The organism is Rhodococcus sp. A14 (genome assembly GCF_011603105.1).
Taxonomy (GTDB): domain Bacteria; phylum Actinomycetota; class Actinomycetes; order Mycobacteriales; family Mycobacteriaceae; genus Rhodococcus_F; species Rhodococcus_F opacus.
This window is the reverse complement of record NZ_JAAOQS010000060.1, coordinates 37399-54869: the sequence shown is the minus strand read 5'-3', so window position 1 is coordinate 54869 and position 17471 is coordinate 37399. Positions and strand designations below refer to the sequence as shown.

The following is a 17471-nucleotide window of genomic DNA, read 5'->3' as shown; positions in this document are numbered from 1 at the left end:
CCCCGATAGTCACCCCCGCCTCCGCCGCGCGCTCTGCTTGCAGGGCGCGCGGCGGAGTGTTCGGGTGTCCGGGTTCCTGACGGCACGACCGCCCGCTCCGTCCGACAACCTTGAGGCCCCTCGACGTCCTGGCGTGACCTTGCCGTGTTCGTTACGCTCGCTCACGTGCCTTCGGAGTAACGGAACCGTACGATACAAGTCCGTTTGATCACGGTTGGATAACGGAAGCGTATCGAATCAGGTAGCCTCGATCCGGTCAGTTGAACGGAACACCCCGAGACGGGGGTCGCAGGAGGCAATCGAGTGGGTCGGCACAACAAGAAGACGGACTCCCATATCCGCCGCAATTCGGTCATCGCGCTTACCGGACTCGTCCCCATCGGACTGATCACCGCAGCCAACACGGCCGGCGCCGCACCCAAGGTCCCTTTCCTTTCCACGAGCTCCTCGTCGGAGGTCGCCGACGTCGCCCAGGAGGCGACTGACACCGCACCCGAGGCCGCGGAAGCCGTCACCCCCGTGGCCGAGACGGCCGCCGAGGCCGCACCGGCAGCCGAAGCAGCGCCCGCTGCGCCGGCGCTCGCACCCGTCCAGGCCACCCCTCCCCTTCCGGCGAGCATCGCCCAGGGCGCGCTCGGCATCCCGGCCATCAGCGTCTCGGCGTACCAGAACGCCGAACGCATCCTCGCGGTCGAACAGCCGGGTTGCGGCATGTACTGGACGCTCATCGCCGGAATCGGCCGCGTCGAGTCCACCCACGCCTACGACGGCAAGGCGGACGACAAGGGCAACATGCTCAAGCCCGTCCTCGGTCCCGTCCTCGACGGCACCCTCGGCGGCAACGCCGTGATCCGCGACACCGACGGGGGCACGTTGGACGGCGACGCCAACTACGACCGCGCCGTCGGACCCACCCAGTTCCTCCCCGAGACGTGGAATCGTTATGCGGGCGACGGCAACGGCGACGGCGTCGCCGATCCGCAGAACCTCTTCGACTCCGCGCTGACCACCGGAAAGTACCTGTGCGACGGCGGATTGAACGTCAAGGACCCGATTCAGGCCGCCAAGGCCGTGCACCGATACAACAACTCCGCCGCCTACGTGGCCAACGTGCTCGCATGGTCCGCCGGCTACTCCAGCGGAATCATCCCGGCGGCCGCGGACCTGCCGCGCATCCACTGAGCGCACATCCTTACCATTGAGTCATGCCAGTCCTGAGCGAGTCCGCTGTACGTAGCGCCCTGGCGCGCGTCCAGGATCCCGAGATCCGGAAACCGATCACCGAACTCGGGATGGTCAAGAGCGTCGACATCGCGGCCGACGACAGCGTCGACATCGCGATCTACCTGACCACCGCGGGCTGTCCGATGCGGACCGAGATCAGCGACCGGGTAACCAAGGCCGTGGCGGACGTCCCCGGTGTCGGTGCGATCCGCGTCGAACTCGACGTGATGAGCGACGAGCAGCGCACCGAACTCCGCAAGTCGCTGCGCGGAGACTCGGCCGAGCCCGTCATCCCGTTCGCCCAGCCCGGCTCGCTGACCCGCGTCTACGCTGTCGCGTCCGGCAAGGGCGGTGTCGGCAAGTCCAGCGTCACCGTCAACCTTGCCGCCGCACTCGCGGCCCGCGGACTGTCGGTGGGCGTGCTCGACGCCGACATCTACGGACACTCCGTTCCCCGCATGCTCGGCACCGACGCCAAGCCCACGCAGGTGGAACGCATGATCATGCCGCCCGTCGCGCACGACGTGAAGATGATCTCGATCGCCCAGTTCACCCAGGGCAACACCCCGGTCGTGTGGCGTGGGCCGATGCTGCACCGCGCGCTGCAGCAGTTCCTCGCCGACGTCTTCTGGGGCGACCTGGACGTTCTGCTGCTCGATCTGCCGCCCGGCACCGGCGACGTCGCCATCTCCGTCGCACAGCTGATCCCCGGTGCGGAAATCCTCGTCGTCACGACCCCGCAGCAGGCGGCCGCCGAGGTGGCCGAGCGCGCAGGCGCCATCGCACTGCAGACCCGTCAGCGGATCGTCGGAGTCGTCGAGAACATGTCCTGGATGGACTTGCCCGACGGCAGCCGGATGGACATCTTCGGGTCCGGCGGCGGGCAGGCCGTCGCCGACCGACTGACGAAGGCCGTGGGCGCGAAGGTGCCGCTGCTGGGGCAGATCCCGCTCGAGCAGGCGGTCCGTGAAGGCGGCGACGGCGGTGTTCCCATCGTCCTCGGCCACCCGGATTCGCCGGCCGCGACGGCACTCCGCGACATCGCCGACAAGCTGGCCGTCCGCAAGCGTGGACTCGCCGGAATGTCGCTGGGGATCGACACCACCCGCCACCTCTAGGCGCTGCGCGCTCGTGCGCCATTCTGGTTGCTGGAACAACCGGAAAGGCGCACGAGCCCGGAGGGCCTATGTTGCGTCGAGGTCGATCGGGGGGCGCTCGCCTGCCGCGAGCGGCTTGCTCTGCGGTGGAGTGGGCGCCGACGGATCGGCGCTGACGGCCTTCGTTCCCGGCTTGTCGAACGACACCGAACTCGGCTTGTCGAAGTTGCCGGTGAGAATCGAATCGTCACCGTCGAGCAGGTGTTTGGTGATGACCGCGCGCGGTGTCATGCCGCGCAGCTGATTGAGGTCCGACAGCGGCTTGCGCAGATCCTCGAACTCCGGACCGAGCTCGTCCTTGAGCTGCTGGCTGGCGCCGCTCGCATACTCACGGACCTGCCTCAGTGATTTCGTTACCCAGCTGACCGCACCCGGAAGCCGCTCGGGTCCCAAGATGACCAGAGCCGCGACGAGGAGGACCATGAACTCGCCCCAACCAATGTTGCCGAACACGTGGTCAGCCTACTGTGCGGTGAGGGTGTGTGCCCAGGTGACGGAGCGATCTCACAGCAACCTCTCGAGTCAGTCGGAGGCCGGGGTCACGTCGACATCGACGAGTCGGCCCTCGCGGATCAGCTGAACCCGGACGGGTTCGCCGATCTTCTGCAGGTTGACGGCGACGACCAGTTCGTCGGCGCTCGTGACCGTGCGGTCGCCGACCTTGACGATCACATCGTTCTCGATGATCCCGGCCCGCGCGGCCGGGCTGTCCGAGCGGACATTGGCCACCTGGGCACCGCTGGTGTTGTCGTTGACGACGGTGCGGGCGTTGACGCCGATGTCCGGGTGGTGCATCCGGCCGTCCCGGATGAGGGTCTGAGCGACCGTCGTGACGTCGTCGATGGGAATCGCGAAACCGAGACCCACCGAGCCGCCGGACTCACTGAGCATGGCGGTGTTGATGCCGATCACCCGGCCGGTGTCGTCGACGAGCGCGCCGCCCGAGTTGCCGTGGTTGATGGCGGCGTCGGTCTGGACGGCGTCGATGACGGCGTTCGTGTCGGAGCCCTCGCCGGACAGTCGCATCGGACGGTGCAGGGCGCTGACAATTCCGCGGGTGACGGTCTTGCTGAGCCCGAGGGGCGATCCGACCGCGACGACGTCCTCACCGACCTGCACGTCGCCGGACTTGCCGAGTTCCGCGACCGTCAGGTTGTCGGCGGAAACCTTGAGTACGGCCAGGTCGGTCTTGATGTCGCGACCGACGATCTGGGCCTCGGCCTTGGTCCCGTCCGAGAAGATCACCTGGATCTTGCCGCCGTCGGGGGCGGTGGCCGCGGCGGAGATGACGTGATTGTTGGTGACGATGTAGCCGGCGCCGTCGATGACGACACCGGAACCGGTGCTGCCCTGGTCGCCGACCGCCACCTGGATGGAGACGACGGCAGGCAGCACGGCGTCCGCGACTTGCGCGACGGGCGACTGGCCGAGGTCTTCCTCGCCGCCACCCTGGACGAGGGTGACGCTCTGGCTGGTGAGCGAGCTGCGATCGGCGGTGATCACGGCGGCGAGGAGGCCACCGACCAGACCGATCGCGAGCGCGATTCCGCCGAGCGCGACGAGGGCCTTCGGCGCCACCTTGCCGGCGAACAGGACCTCGCGGGCGCTGAGCGCGGGAGCGGGCGGGCGCGAATGTTCTTCGGCGTGCAGCGCCGGGGAGCCGAGCTCGACGCCCGCATCGGGATCTCGCCAGGGGTCGGCGGGCGGTGCCTCGCCCGCCGGGGTCGCGGGCTTCCGGTGAGGATCACGCTGAATGGTGTCGACCTCGCCGTCCGGCCGGCCGAACGCCTCCGCCAGCACGGGGTCGGGGGCACCGACCTTCACCGAGGGTTCGCTCTCACGCCGGGCATCCGACGGGGCGAAGGAACCGGTGACGCCACCCGGTCGGCCGAACGCGCGGCTGGACGCTGCGTCGATCTGCGGGCGGTAGACGGGCCTCGGATCGAGCCGTGGGGCGTCCGCCGGGCGGAGCGTGCCCGCCTCGTCCGCCACGGGACCGTCGGGTGCCGTCGTATCGGAACCCGGAGTCTTGTAATCCGCCGTCACGCTGTCGTGTCCCCCTCGTGTGCGTCAGTCACGCGCCCCAGTATCACCGATGCCTCGCTGAGCGCGGACACCGCCGTCGTCGGTCCGGATGCGCTCAACGGCGCCGGCGCCGGGACCAGATCCGGCTCGTGATCGAGTACGCGCTCGTGACCGGCGAATCCGGGGAGTGGGAGTCGAACGGGGACTTGTCGGCGGGATCGCCCTGGTTGCAACTGGGGATCTGGCTCAGCAGACCCAGGAGACCGGAGGGCATGGCGACGTCGCCGCTGCGGCGCAGGGCACGCCGAGCCTGCTGCTGGGAGTCCACCTCGAACGCGCACTCGGGGCAGATCGACAGGTGGTGGGCGGCGCGCAGATAAGCGGACATGCGGAGCTCACCGTCGACGTAGGCGGCGATCGCCTCACTCGCCAGGTGTTCGGTGGAGCCAAACTGGCGAGGTACACGCCCCTGCGTCATTCGTCCCTCCTGGTAACTACCCGACGCCGATCTGATCGGAGTCAACCTTTCCGTTCACAGCCAGATGCTCACGCAGAGCCTGCCTGCCGCGGTGGATGCGGCTACGCACGGTTCCGAGCTTGACACCCAGTGTGGCACCGATCTCCTCGTAGGACAGTCCTTCGATGTCACACAGCACGACCGCGGCGCGAAACTCCGGGGCCAACGAATCGAGCGCTGCCTGCAGATCCGCGTCCAGGCGGGCGTCGTGGTAGATCTCCTCGGGGTTCGGCCCGTCGGCCGGGACACGATCGTAGTCCTCCGGGAGCGCTTCCATGCGGATGCGGTTACGACGGCGGACCATGTCGAGGAAGAGGTTGGTGGTGATGCGGTGCAGCCAGCCCTCGAACGTGCCGGGCTGGTAGTCGGACAGGGACCGGAACACGCGGATGAACGTGTCCTGAGTGAGGTCCTCGGCGTCCTGCGCGTCGCCCGACAGCCGGTAGGCCAGTCGGTAGACTCGGTCGCCGTGCTCGCGGACGAGTTCGTCCCAGGACGGCATGGCGGACTTCTCGCCTGTGGCATCGAACACAGCCGTACCCGTCAGCTCGGCGTCCGACAGCTGCTCGTCGGTGTTTCTCTCGTCTGGAGCCATCGTGTGGTTGCTCATCGAGTTAAGTGGATCCTCCTACTCAGGACCGCAGATCACTGAACGTGGTATAGGCGTCAACTCCCGAGGGCCGGGATTTGTTCCCGGATTCTCGGACCTTCCTCCGTCGTCGTGATCTCCCCGCCGGGCGGTCTTCGGATCTGGCGTTGGACATACTCTTTCCCACCGCGATATGTGTGCGGTGTGAGCAAGCTGAGGTATTCCTGAGAATCGCGGCCGGACAGGTCGCGGCATCGTTGTCGAGCGCGCCTCGCAGCGGCGATGACGAGACCCCGATAGCCTCATGTGCGTGCAGACAAACGCCGAACGGATACTCACCCACGCAGAAGGGGCTGTCCGTGAAGACGAGGCCCTCGGTGCGGCCAGGGAGCGGGCGGACGACCTCGGTGCCGGACCGGTACCTCCCGCGGTCGGTGCTGCTCTAGCCCTGTTTGCCCGCATGCTGGACGCCAAGACGGTCGTCGAGGTCGGAACCGGCGCGGGTGTGAGCAGTTTGTGGCTGCTCCGGGGCATGCGCGAGGACGGCGTCCTCACCACCATCGACAGTGAACCCGAGCACCAGCGGGCCGCCAAGCTGTCGTTCCGGACCAACGACATCGCACCGGCCCGGACACGGCTGATCAACGGCCGGGCACTCGACGTCCTGCCGCGGCTCGCCGACGGGGCGTACGACCTGGTATTCGTCGACAGCGCACCGGTCGATCACCCGCACTACGTCCGCGAAGGGGTCCGCCTGCTGCGTCCGGGCGGCGCCATCGTGCTGCACAACGCCCTGCACGGGGGGCGGGTCGTCGACCCGAGCCAGCGTGACGCGGCGACCGTCGCCGTCCGCGAGGCCGCGAAGGCGCTCGCCGAGGACGACCAGTTGATCCGCGTGTTCCTGCCGATCGGCGACGGACTGCTCTGCGCGTCCAAGCTCTGAGAGCCCCGTTCCGGGGCCCTCCCGCTAGATCCAGACGCCCTTGCCGATGGCGACGACGCCGCCGTTGCTGACGGCGAAGCGTTGCTTGTCGCGCTCGAGGTCGACGCCGATGATTTCGCCGTCGCCGACGACCACGTTTTTGTCGAGGATGGCGCGGCGCACCACGGCGCCCTTGCCGATGCGCACACCGGGCATGAGGACGCTGCCCTCGACCGTCGCGCCGCTGTCGACCATCACGTTGGAGCTGAGCACGGAGTTGCGCACCGTGGCCGCCGACAGGATGCACCCGGCCCCGACCACGGACTCCTGCGCGAGGCCGCCCTGCACGAACTTGGCGGGCGCCAGGTTCTCCGTCTCACCGCGGATCGGCCACCGGCGGTTGTAGAGGTTGAAGATCGGGTGGACCGACACGAGATCCATGTGGGCGTCGTAGAACGCGTCGAGCGTTCCCACGTCGCGCCAGTAGCCCCGGTCGCGGTCGGTGGCGCCGGGAACGATGTTGTCCTTGAAGTCGTACACGGACGCCTCGCCCGCCTCGACGAGCGCGGGGATGATGTCGCCGCCCATGTCGTGGTCGGAGTCGGAGTTCTCGGAGTCCGCCCGGATCGCGTCGACCAGCACCTTGGTGGTGAACACGTAGTTACCCATCGACGCGAACGTCATGTTGGGGTCGTCCGGGGTTCCCGGCGGATGCGCCGGCTTCTCGAGGAACTGGACGATGCGGCCCGACTCGTCGCTGTCGATACAACCGAACGCGAACGCCTCGCTGCGCGGCACCCGGATCCCGGCCACCGTCACGCCGGCACCCGACTCGATGTGGTGCTGCACCATCTGCTCCGGATCCATCCGGTACACGTGGTCGGCACCGAACACGACGATGTACTCGGGATCCTCGTCGTAGACGAGGTTCAGCGACTGCAGGATCGCGTCCGCACTACCGGTGTACCAGCGCGGGCCCAGACGTTGCTGCGCGGGAACGGGAGTGATGTATTCACCCGCGAACCCGGACAGTCGCCACGTCTGAGAGATGTGGCGGTCCAACGAGTGCGACTTGTACTGCGTCAGAACACACAGGCGGAGGTATCCCGCATTGACCAAATTGCTGAGCACGAAATCGATCAACCGGTAGGCGCCTCCGAAAGGCACAGCGGGCTTCGCCCGATCCGCGGTGAGCGGATAGAGACGTTTGCCCTCGCCGCCGGCGAGCACGATTCCAAGCACATGTGGCTGGCTCCTCACCCTGTCAACCTATCGGGCGGCCACTCCCCCCGCCAGCGAAGCGCCGAGTCACCGTTTCTCCGATACCTGAATGTGTCCGAGAGCGGTGGCCCGAAGCGTCCCGGACGGTTACGTTAGGCCGGTGCGGGTGGCGATGATGACCAAGGAATACCCACCGGAGATCTATGGCGGTGCGGGTGTACACGTCACCGAACTGGTTGCTCAGTTGAAGCAGCTGTGTGAGGTGGACGTGCACTGTATGGGCGCTCCGCGCGTCGGAGCGGTCGTGCACACCCCCGATCCCGCGTTGGCCGGGGCCAATCCGGCACTCGCGACGCTGTCCGCCGAATTGCGCATGGCCGACGCCGCGACCGGTGCCGACGTCGTGCACTCCCACACCTGGTACACCGGCCTGGCGGGCCATCTGGCGTCCGCGTTGTACGACGTCCCCCACATCCTCACCGCCCACTCCCTCGAGCCACGGAGGCCGTGGAAGGCGGAGCAGCTGGGCGGCGGCTACCGCATCTCCTCGTGGTCGGAGCGCAACGCCGTCGAGCACGCCGACGCGGTGATCGCCGTGAGCGCCGGGATGCGACTCGACGTCCTCGACGCGTACCCGTTCGTCGACCCGCACCGGGTCCACGTGGTGCGCAACGGGATCGACACGTCGGTCTGGCATGCGGGGCCCGCAGGTCCGAGAGACTCCGCCCTCGCGAAGATCGGCGTCGACCCGGACCAGCCGATGGTGGCGTTCGTCGGCCGCATCACCCGGCAGAAGGGTGTCGGTCATCTGATCGCCGCAGCCCACCACTTCGCGCCCGAGATCCAGTTGGTGCTGTGCGCGGGCGCACCCGACACCCCGGAGATCGCCGCCGAGACCGAGCAGGCCGTGGCCGCGCTCGCCGCGCACCGGGGCAACGTGTTCTGGGTGCGGGAAATGCTGCCCACCGACCAGGTGCGGGAGATCCTGTCGGCCGCAACCGTCTTCGTGTGCCCGTCCGTGTACGAGCCGCTGGGGATCGTGAACCTCGAGGCCATGGCCTGCGAGACCGCGGTCGTCGCGTCCGACGTCGGCGGTATCCCCGAGGTGGTGGAGGACGGGGTCACCGGCCGTCTGGTGCACTACAACTCGTACGAGCCCGAGGCGTTCGAACAGGCGCTGGCCGAGTCGGTCAACGCAATCGCCGCCGACGTCGGCACCGCCCAGGCGATGGGCAAGGCCGGGCGGGCGCGGGCGATCGCCGAGTTCTCCTGGGCGGCCATCGCACAGCAGACCCTCGACGTCTACCAGGACGCGCTGTCGAGGCGCTGACCGAGGTGTTCAGAGCCGGGCGTAGGTGGACACCGTCACCGACGCCGTCACCGGATAGTCCTGCGGCAGCGCGGCGATCGAGGATGCGAGCCGGTCGGGGGTGAGGTGCCGCGCCGACGGCCCCATCCCGACGAGCCGGGCCACGTCGAGGTGCGACAACGACATCGGGTACTCCACGGCCGCGTGGTCGGTGCGCTCGAACCGCCCGGACATCGCGGCCCCGAGCCGCTCGACCTTCCGGTTGTCCACCCGGACCATGCCGAGCAGGTCCACGAGCTCCCCCAGGTGCCGCTCGGTGGGGGTGAGGACCACCAGGGAGCCGCGCTCGCCGAGCACCCGGTGTGCCTCGTCGGCGTTGCGCGGCGCGAACACGCACAGGACGTGGCTGAGCACGTGGTCCCGCACCGGAAGGTGTTGCCACACGTCGGCAACCACTGCGCCGGCGCGTGGGTGGGCCTTGGCGATGCGCCGCGCCGCGTACTTGGACACGTCGAGTCCGATTCCCCGGCCGGTCGGGACGGCGTCGAGGACGCGCGCCAGGTAGTGGCCTGTGCCCGCGCCGATCTCGAGGATCCGGGGATCGTCGCCGGGCCCGGTGCCCGCCACCACCGCGTCGGCGACAGCGTCCATCAGCGGATCGAAGCTGCCGCCGCCGAGGAAGTCCGCACGTGCGGCGATCATTTCGGGGCTGTCGCCGTCGAACTTGCCACCGGCCCCGGTCATCAGACTCACGTAACCCTGACGCGCCACATCGAAGGCATGCCCCTGGTCGCACAGGATCGCGCCGTCGTCGAGTTCCACGCGAGACCGGCACTGCGGGCACGCCAGCAGGTCGGTCACATCGGCCAGCACGAACGTTCGCCTCCCGGTTCCGGACACGGAACAGGCCCCGCACCGAGAACGGCGACGGGGCCTGCCCTGTGAGGTTCTCTCCGCACTCGACTAACTGGTGACGCCCTTGAGCTCTTCACCGAGTGCGGCAGCTTCCTCCGGGGTGAGCTCGACAACCAGACGTCCACCACCCTCGAGCGGAACCCGCATGACGATTCCTCGTCCCTCTTTGGTTGCTTCGAGGGGACCGTCCCCGGTCCGGGGCTTCATGGCCGCCATCCTCTGCTCCCTCCAGATCTGCGCTGCCTGCTTGCGCCTCGACAAATTTTGGCACCCCGCCAACACTCGGCGAGGCTTGTGACATCCATTCTTCCCTATGGACACGAGTACCGGGAACCTGAGTCACGAATAGGCAGGTCCACCGGCACTTCAGGCAGTGATCGGGACCCAGCAGGCGGCCACGTGGTCGTCCACCATCCCGGTGGCCTGCATGAGTGCATAAGCCGTGGTAGGGCCCACAAATTTGAACCCTCGGCGCTTCAATTCCTTCGCCATCGCGGTGGACTCCGGTGTGACGGCCGGGACGTCGTTCACCGTGGCGAGGCGGCTCGGGCGCGGCGGCGGGGCGAACGACCACAGCAGGGTGTCGAGGTCGGTGTCCGACAACTCCAGGAGGGCCCGCGCATTGCTCACCGACGCCTCGATCTTGGCCCGGTTCCGCACGATCGACGCGTCCTCGAGCAGGCGCGCCACGTCCCGTTCCGTGTACCGGGCCACCGCCTCCGGATCGAACCCGGCGAACGCGGCCCGGAAGGCCTCGCGCTTGCGGAGAATCGTGATCCACGACAGTCCCGACTGGAACGCTTCGAGGCACAGCCTTTCGTACAACTCGTCGCGGCCGTGCAGCGGACGACCCCACTCGAGGTCGTGGTAGTCCCGGTACAGCCGGGACCCGTCCGTGTCGACCGCCCACGCGCACCGCACCCGGTCCTCGGGGGCTGTCACGAGGCATCCCCCGGCCGTTCGGACGCGGCTTCGACCGCCGCCAACTGCTCACGCAGCGAATCGATTTCACGGCCCAGCCGGGACAGCGCCCAGTCGACCTCGCTGGCCTTGTACCCCCGCAGCGTCTGCTGGAATCGCAACGCCTCCACGTCAGCGCCCGTCACGCCCTCGGCAGGCAGGGCCGTGAGTGTGGTGCCGGGCGGCAGGGGCGCGAGTTCCTCGGAACGGCCGAACACCGCACTGGCGGCGAGGAACAGCATCGCGCCGACAAACGCCATGACGAGCAGATAGAGCAGGGCTGTCACCATGCCCCGATCCTGTCACGGACGTCCGACAGCAACCTCCCTCAGGTGCGCGCGGTCAGGGGCACACCGTGTTCATCGGTGGGCGATCGGCCAGCGCGACGTCCGTCGTCGTAGGAACGAAGGAGTCGCCGTCCACCAGGAACTGGGTCAGACCCGCCCCGGAGTCGGGCACCCCGCAGCGCCGCATCATCGTGCCGATGATCTGCCTGCTCATCACCCCGAGTTCGGACAGCGGGCGGTTGCGGTGCTTGCGCACCCCCAGATTGACCTGGCCGATCGCTCCGAGCCCGAGACGGTCGTACGTGTCGAGCAGCAGGCCGATCTCGACGCCGTAGCCGGGGGCGAACGGAACCGCCGACAGCAACTCCCGGGTGCCCGCATACTCGCCGCCCAGCGGCTGCAGCACGCACGTCAGCTCCGGCCGGAGCGAGGCCAGCATGGGACGCGCCACGAGCTCCGTGACCCGGCCACCTCCGTTGGCGTCCTCCGTGCCGCTGAGGCGGAGCGGACGGCGGTAGTAGCCCTTCACGAGATGGATGCCGTCGGCCGTCAGCAGCGGTCCCAGCAGCTTCGGGACGAAGGCCGGATCCGGGTTGATGAGATCCGAGTCGACGAAGGCGATGAGGTCACCGGTGCTCGCGGCGACGGAACGCCACAGCACCTCACCCTTGCCCGCCACCGGCGGGAACGCCGGCACCGCCTCCTCCCGGCTGATGACGGTGGCGCCCGCCGCGCGTGCGCGTTCCGCCGTCAGGTCCGTCGATCCGGAATCGAGCACGATCAACTCGTCCACCAGACCACCGAGCAACGGGTGGATCGTATCCACCACCGCGGCGACGGTCTCCTCCTCGTTGAGCGCCGGCAAGACCACCGACACGGTGCGCCCGGCCTTGGCCCGTTCGAGTTCGGCGATGCTCCACGACGGCTGGTCCCAGCTGTTCGCCTCGGCCCAGCTGCGAGGGGTCCGCTCCTCCGCCACCATCGTGCGGGCCGCCCGGGCCCCCACGGCACTCATGCCAGCCCCCGCACGGTGCGGGACGGTGCGCGCCGGCCTTGAATCGCGGCCACCATGTCCACCACTCGACGCGTGGGGGCAACTTCGTGGACACGGAAGACACGGGCGCCTCCTGCGGCGGCCATCGCTGTCGCTGCCAATGTTCCCTCCAACCGCTCGACGAGATCTACCCCTAGAGTCTCCCCGACGAAGTCCTTGTTGCTCAGCGCCATGAGCACTGGCCATCCGGTATTTACAAGATCTTCCATTCGCCGCAACAACTCGAGCCCGTGATAGGTGTTTTTCCCGAAATCGTGGGTCGGATCGATGAGGATCGAATCGGCGGGCACACCCAGCCGGGCCGCGTTCTCGGCGGCCGACACCACTTCCCGGAGGACGTCCGCGACGACGTCGGTGTAGCGGACACGGAACGGCCGGGTCCGCGGAACCGCTCCCCCAGTGTGTGAGCAGACGATGCCGGCGCCCGTCTCCGCGGCCACCTCGACGAGCGCAGGGTCGGCGCCGGCCCACGTGTCGTTGATGAGATCGGCGCCCTCGGCGACGGCGAGCCGGGCCACGTCGCTGCGCCAGGTGTCGACGCTGATGAGCAATTCCGGGTAGCGCTCGCGGATCGCGGCCACGAATGGCACCACCCGCCGGGTCTCCTCCGCGGAGTCGACGACGTCACCCGGTCCGGCCTTCACACCCCCGATGTCGACGAGGTCGGCACCCTCGTCCACAGCCCGTTCGACCGCCGACATGGCGGCGGAATCGGTGAATGTGGCACCGCGGTCGTAGAACGAATCGGGTGTCCGGTTCACGATGGCCATCACCAGCGCACGATCGACCGCCACGGGGCGCCCGCACAGCGTGGGCGACGGGTGGTCGGGCGCGGGCGGTACGTCGGTCTCGGCCATGTCACCAATATTGGCACGCAGCGAAATCGAAACCACCCGTGAGTACTTGTTAACGGCGGGCGGTTAACAAGTACTCACGGGCGGCGTAGCCGCATTACCCCTTGGGCAGCGAACCCTTCGCCACTTCGTCGACGTACCCGTCGTACGAGGGCTTGTAGCCGTCGCTGCGCCCGGACAGCACGTGCAACGTGTCGGTGTCCTCGACGTCGTAACCCTCTTTGCGGAGTTCCACCTTGCGGCTCTTGAACGTCGACGTCTGCTCGAGGGAATCGACGACGCGGACGAACAGCGGCACCGCGTACGACGGCAGCCGCTGGAACAGCAAGTCCGCGACGTCGGCGCCGTCGAACTTCTCGTTCTCGTGCAACGTCACCGCGGCCATCCCCGCGCGACCGTCGGTCCCGGGGATCTCGACGCCGTAGACGACGGCGTGCTCGACCGCCGGATGCGCGAGGAGTGCGCCCTCGACCTCGGTGGTCGCGACGTTCTCCCCCTTCCAGCGGAACGTGTCGCCGAGCCGGTCGACGAACGCCACGTGTGACCAGCCCTGGCGGCGCACCAGGTCGCCGGTGTCGAACCAGCAGTCGCCGTCGTCGAAGCCGTCGCGGACGAGTTTCTTGTCGGTGGCCTCCTCGTCGGTGTATCCGTCGAACGGCGCACGGTCCGTCACCTTCGACAGCAGCAGTCCGACGTCGCCGGTGCGTACCTTCCGCAGCTTGCCGTCGGAGTGCCGCCGGGGCGATCCGCTGTCCTCGTCGTACTCGACCACCGCGTGCGGCAGGGGGCAGATGCCTGCCGTCCGGTCGACGTTGAGGGCGTTGACGAACGCGATGTTGCACTCGCTGGCGCCGTAGAACTCGGCGACCCGGGAGATCCCGAACCGGGTGGTGAACTCGGACCAGATCTCCGGACGGAGACCGTTCCCGACCATCAGCCGGATGGAGTTGTCGCGGTCGCCGGGCTTCTCGGGCTGGTTCAGCAGGTACCGGCACAGCTCGCCGATGTAGGTGAACCCGGTGGCCCGGTTCAGTTCGACGTCGGCCCAGAACTTGGACGCCGAGAACTGCTTGCCCAGTGCGAGCGTCGCACCCGACCCGAGCACCGAGGACAGCGACACCGTCAGCGCGTTGTTGTGATAGAGCGGCAGGCAGCAGTACAGGACGTCGCTGCCGCGCAGCCGGACGCCCATGTTGCCGAGTCCGGACATGCTCTTGAGCCAGCGGAAGTGGCTCATCAGGCTGGCCTTCGGCAGTCCCGTGGTGCCGGAGGTAAAGATGTAGAAGGCCTTCTCCCGGGCCTGGATCTGCTCGCACACCTCGGGGTTGTCGTCCCCGGCCTTCTCGGCGAGACGGTCGAGGTCGTCGAAGTACAGCACCGAGGGCACGGCGGGTGGTTCGTCGAGCGAGTCCATGGCCTCGCTCGACGCCTCGGACGCCACCAGGACCCGGCTGTCGAGCAGCGAGATGCTGTGGGCGAGCACGTCTCCGCGCTGGTTGTGATTCAGCATCCCGGCGGCGGCGCCGAGCTTGACCGCGGCGAGTGCGATGAGCAGCGTCTCGGGTGAGTTCTTACCGAGGATCCCGACGACGTCCCCGCGTGCCACGCCGAGGTCGGCGAGCACGTGGGCGTAGCGGTTCACGCGGATGTTGGCGTTCCGGTAGCTCAGCGATTCGCCCTCGAACCGCAGGAACGTGCGGCGCGGGTGCGCCGCGGCGGCGCGCTGGAAGACCAGGCCGATCGATTCCCTCGCGTCGGGGGTCCGGATCAGGCCGAGGACCCCTCTCGCCATGATCGGCAGCTCCGGAATCATGGCCGGCAGCCGCCTTGCGAGGTCGACCACCCCGATCGTCGAACGAGCTTCAGAACGCATGACATCCCCTCAGGCCTGCAGTATGAGTCAGGTCACCTTACTGCACGGTAACAACGTGCGCCACGACGCGGACCGGGCGGCGCCTCAGGAGACGCAGGCGTCCAGCGCCTCCCCGACATCGGCCCGGACGAGCAGCCTGTCGAGGGCGCGCTGCGCCACGAAACCGCCGCCCCGCAGCCCGTCCAGCCAGTCGAGCAGCCCGGTGTAGTGACCGTGCGGATCCAGCAGGACCACCGGCTTCTCGTGCATGCCGAGATAGCCCGCGGTCCACGTTTCGAACAGCTCCTCGAGCGTGCCGATACCGCCGGGCAGCGTCACGAACGCGTCGGCCCGGTCCTCCATGATCTGCTTGCGCTGACGCATGGTGTCGGTGACCACCAGCTCGTCGGCGTCGACGTCGGCGACTTCCCTGTGCACCAGAGCTTTCGGGATGACACCGACGGTTGTCGCCCCTGCCGCGCGGGCGGCCTCGGCCACCGCGCCCATCATCGAGACGTTGCCACCGCCGGACACGAGTTGCCAACCGCGCTTTCCGATTTCGGCACCCACCCGGGACGCGAGCTCCAGGAAGTGGTCGTCCACGGGGCCGGACGCACAGTAGACGCACACCGAGAACGGCTGCGGTGGAACAGTTTCCGGCATCACCACTGGTCCTCCGTCCCGAGCAGGGCAGCTTCGTCGACACCCTGCTGCGACCGTATGACGATCTGCACTGCTTCCTCCACGTCGTCCGTGACGTGCAAGAGATTGACGTCACCTTCCGAGATCTTGCCGCTGCGTTGGAGAGTTCCCCGCAACCAGTCCACCAGCCCGGACCAGTACTCGGTGCCGAACAGGACGATCGGGAATCTCGTGACCTTGCGCGTCTGCACCAGAGTCAGCGCCTCGAACAGCTCGTCGAGCGTCCCGAACCCGCCGGGCAGGCAGATGAACGCCTGCGAGTACTTCACGAACATCGTCTTGCGCGCGAAGAAATAGCGGAAGTTGATGCCGAGGTCGACCCACTCGTTGAGGCCCTCCTCGAACGGCAGCTCGATGCCGAGGCCGATGGAGTAACCACCCGATTCGCTGGCGCCGCGGTTGGCCGCCTCCATGACGCCGGGGCCGCCGCCGGTCATGACGGCGTAGCCGGCCTCGGCCAGGCGGGCACCCAGCGCCCGTCCCGCCTCGTATTCGGGGTGGCCCTCCGGTGTGCGAGCGGAACCGAAGACGGTGACCGCGCGCGGCGCCTCGGCCAGGGCACCGAACCCCTCGATGAACTCGCTCTGGATCCGCAGTACCCGCCAGGGGTCGGTGTGCACCCAGTCGGTCGAGCCCCGCTCGTCGAGCAACCGCTCGTCGGTGGTGGTGTCGTCCTTGCGGGCGCGCCTCAACTGCACCGGACCCCGGTGCTTCACGGACGAGGACTTCCGGCCGTGAGTGTTCTTCTCGGGTGCCATGCGCCCCAGGCTAGCGGGTGGCCCGTTCGGGGCACCGGGCAGTCACTTGGCGCTCAGGTAGGCGCGCAGCACCGTCGTCACGTCGGTGATCTGCTGCACGGGCACGTGCTCGTCCCGCTTGTGGGCGAAGTTCGGGTCACCGGGACCGTAGTTCACGGCCGGGATGCCGAGCGCGGAGAAACGCGAGACGTCGGTCCACCCGTACTTGGCGCGGAACTCGCCACCCGCCGCCTCGATCAGGGCCGCGGCCGCCGGGTCGCTCAACCCGGGCAGGGCTCCCGGCGACAGATCGGTGACCTCGAAACCCAGCTCGATCCCGTCGAAGACCTCCCGCACGTGGTCGATCGCCTGCTCGGCGCTGCGGTCGGGGGCGAAGCGGAAGTTCACGTCCATCTCCGCCGCGTCGGGAACCACGTTGCCTGCGACCCCACCTGCGATCCGCACGGCGGACAACCCCTCCCGGTACACGCAGCCGTCGATGTCCACCGACCGCGCGGTGTAGTCCGACAGCCGCTGCAGAACCGGGGCGAAGCGGTGGATCGCGTTGTCGCCCAGCCACGATCTCGCGGAGTGCGCGCGGGTGCCGCGGGTGGTCAGCGTCACCCGCAACGTGCCCTGACATCCCGCCTCGATGAGGCCTCCCGTCGGCTCGCCGAGAATCGCGACGTCCGCGCGCAGCCACTCGGGGATCTCGCGTTCGATCCGTCCGAGCCCGTTGTGGACGGCCGCGATCTCCTCGCAGTCGTAGAACACCAGGGTCAGATCGTGCGCGAGGTTCTCGATGGTTGCGGCGAGGTGCAGGAACACCGCGTCACCCGACTTCATGTCGACCGTTCCGCATCCGTGCAGCAGATCGCCCTCACGCCGCGAGGGCACGTTGTCCGCGATCGGCACCGTGTCGAGGTGACCGGCGAGCATCACCCGGCTCGGCAGTCCCCGATCGGTCCGGGCGAGCACGGCGTTGCCGTTTCGGATGATCTCGAAACCGGTGGCCTGCTCCCGCAGCGCCGACTCGACGGCGGCGGCGATCGCCGACTCGTCGTGCGAGACGCTCGGGATGTCCACCAGGGCGGCGGTGAGGTCGATGGGATCGGCGTGGAGGTCGAGTGGGCTCACCCGTCCACC

At 68.4% G+C, this 17471-nt stretch carries 19 protein-coding genes; 4 read left to right on the top strand and 15 right to left on the bottom strand.

Annotated features, from left to right (window positions below; genetic code table 11):
* The first annotated feature begins 303 nt into the window (after positions 1-303).
* Together G9373_RS27125 and G9373_RS27120 are read left to right on the top strand one after the other, a co-directional pair.
* Positions 304-1182: a lytic murein transglycosylase gene (locus G9373_RS27125; protein WP_005264638.1), complete on the top strand. Its 879-nt coding sequence runs from the start codon at positions 304-306 to the stop codon at positions 1180-1182.
* A gap of 23 nt (positions 1183-1205) precedes the next feature.
* Positions 1206-2342: an Mrp/NBP35 family ATP-binding protein gene (locus G9373_RS27120; RefSeq protein WP_005573467.1), complete on the top strand. Its 1137-nt coding sequence runs from the start codon at positions 1206-1208 to the stop codon at positions 2340-2342.
* 66 nt (positions 2343-2408) lie between these two features.
* Here the strand turns inward: G9373_RS27120 and tatB are convergent, their stop codons facing one another.
* The 4 genes from tatB to sigE form a co-directional block, all read right to left on the bottom strand.
* Positions 2409-2834, bottom strand: coding sequence for a Sec-independent protein translocase protein TatB (gene tatB / locus G9373_RS27115; RefSeq protein ID WP_005264637.1), 426 nt, complete (start codon positions 2832-2834; stop codon positions 2409-2411).
* A 69-nt stretch (positions 2835-2903) separates the two neighbouring features.
* Positions 2904-4427, bottom strand: coding sequence for a trypsin-like peptidase domain-containing protein (locus G9373_RS27110; protein ID WP_167117651.1), 1524 nt, complete (start codon positions 4425-4427; stop codon positions 2904-2906).
* Between the two features lie 94 nt (positions 4428-4521).
* On the bottom strand, positions 4522-4884 hold the full coding sequence (locus tag G9373_RS27105; protein WP_005264635.1) for a DNA-directed RNA polymerase sigma-70 factor: 363 nt from the start codon (positions 4882-4884) through the stop codon (positions 4522-4524).
* A gap of 16 nt (positions 4885-4900) precedes the next feature.
* Positions 4901-5533, bottom strand: coding sequence for an RNA polymerase sigma factor SigE (gene sigE / locus G9373_RS27100; protein ID WP_005239257.1), 633 nt, complete (start codon positions 5531-5533; stop codon positions 4901-4903).
* 283 nt (positions 5534-5816) lie between these two features.
* On the opposite strand from sigE, the gene G9373_RS27095 reads away from it, so the two are divergent.
* Positions 5817-6455: an O-methyltransferase gene (locus tag G9373_RS27095; RefSeq protein WP_005239255.1), complete on the top strand. Its 639-nt coding sequence runs from the start codon at positions 5817-5819 to the stop codon at positions 6453-6455.
* 24 nt (positions 6456-6479) lie between these two features.
* Here G9373_RS27095 and glgC read toward each other — a convergent pair whose 3' ends face one another.
* A complete protein-coding gene (gene glgC, locus G9373_RS27090) occupies positions 6480-7694 on the bottom strand; it encodes a glucose-1-phosphate adenylyltransferase (RefSeq protein ID WP_005239253.1) in 1215 nt (404 codons plus the stop codon).
* 121 nt (positions 7695-7815) lie between these two features.
* Between glgC and glgA the strand changes: the two genes are divergently transcribed.
* Positions 7816-8985 (top strand): glycogen synthase, encoded by a 1170-nt coding sequence (gene glgA, locus G9373_RS27085; RefSeq protein ID WP_005264634.1) that lies wholly within the window; start codon positions 7816-7818, stop codon positions 8983-8985.
* Positions 8986-8994: 9 nt separating this feature from the next.
* Here the strand turns inward: glgA and G9373_RS27080 are convergent, their stop codons facing one another.
* The 10 genes from G9373_RS27080 to dapE all read right to left on the bottom strand — a co-directional run bounded on the left by G9373_RS27080 (position 8995) and on the right by dapE (position 17462).
* Positions 8995-9837, bottom strand: a complete 843-nt coding sequence (locus G9373_RS27080; protein WP_007298738.1) for a putative RNA methyltransferase — start codon at positions 9835-9837, stop codon at positions 8995-8997.
* A gap of 90 nt (positions 9838-9927) precedes the next feature.
* A complete protein-coding gene (locus G9373_RS27075) occupies positions 9928-10095 on the bottom strand; it encodes a DUF3117 domain-containing protein (RefSeq protein WP_003936084.1) in 168 nt (55 codons plus the stop codon).
* 150 nt (positions 10096-10245) lie between these two features.
* Positions 10246-10821, bottom strand: coding sequence for a DNA-3-methyladenine glycosylase I (locus G9373_RS27070; protein ID WP_005573402.1), 576 nt, complete (start codon positions 10819-10821; stop codon positions 10246-10248).
* The gene (locus G9373_RS27065) at positions 10818-11129 is read right to left on the bottom strand and encodes a DivIVA domain-containing protein (protein WP_005239244.1); all 312 of its coding nucleotides are present in this window, start codon (positions 11127-11129) and stop codon (positions 10818-10820) included. The genes G9373_RS27070 and G9373_RS27065 overlap by 4 nt, the downstream gene beginning before the upstream one ends.
* A 52-nt stretch (positions 11130-11181) precedes the next feature.
* Positions 11182-12108: a glucosyl-3-phosphoglycerate synthase gene (locus G9373_RS27060; RefSeq protein ID WP_005573403.1), complete on the bottom strand. Its 927-nt coding sequence runs from the start codon at positions 12106-12108 to the stop codon at positions 11182-11184.
* A 29-nt stretch (positions 12109-12137) separates the two neighbouring features.
* Positions 12138-13037, bottom strand: coding sequence for a dihydropteroate synthase (gene folP / locus G9373_RS27055; protein WP_005264628.1), 900 nt, complete (start codon positions 13035-13037; stop codon positions 12138-12140).
* Positions 13038-13131: 94 nt separating this feature from the next.
* Positions 13132-14907 carry a long-chain-acyl-CoA synthetase gene (locus G9373_RS27050; protein ID WP_167117648.1) on the bottom strand — a complete coding sequence of 592 codons (1776 nt, stop codon included), beginning with the start codon at positions 14905-14907 and terminating at the stop codon, positions 13132-13134.
* 84 nt (positions 14908-14991) lie between these two features.
* Entirely contained in the window at positions 14992-15549 is a 558-nt protein-coding gene (locus G9373_RS27045; RefSeq protein WP_043788732.1) for a TIGR00730 family Rossman fold protein, read from the bottom strand.
* Positions 15549-16346: a TIGR00730 family Rossman fold protein gene (locus G9373_RS27040; RefSeq protein WP_007298742.1), complete on the bottom strand. Its 798-nt coding sequence runs from the start codon at positions 16344-16346 to the stop codon at positions 15549-15551. The genes G9373_RS27045 and G9373_RS27040 overlap by 1 nt, the downstream gene beginning before the upstream one ends.
* A gap of 42 nt (positions 16347-16388) precedes the next feature.
* A complete protein-coding gene (gene dapE, locus G9373_RS27035) occupies positions 16389-17462 on the bottom strand; it encodes a succinyl-diaminopimelate desuccinylase (RefSeq protein ID WP_167117645.1) in 1074 nt (357 codons plus the stop codon).
* Between the last annotated feature and the right edge of the window lie 9 nt (positions 17463-17471).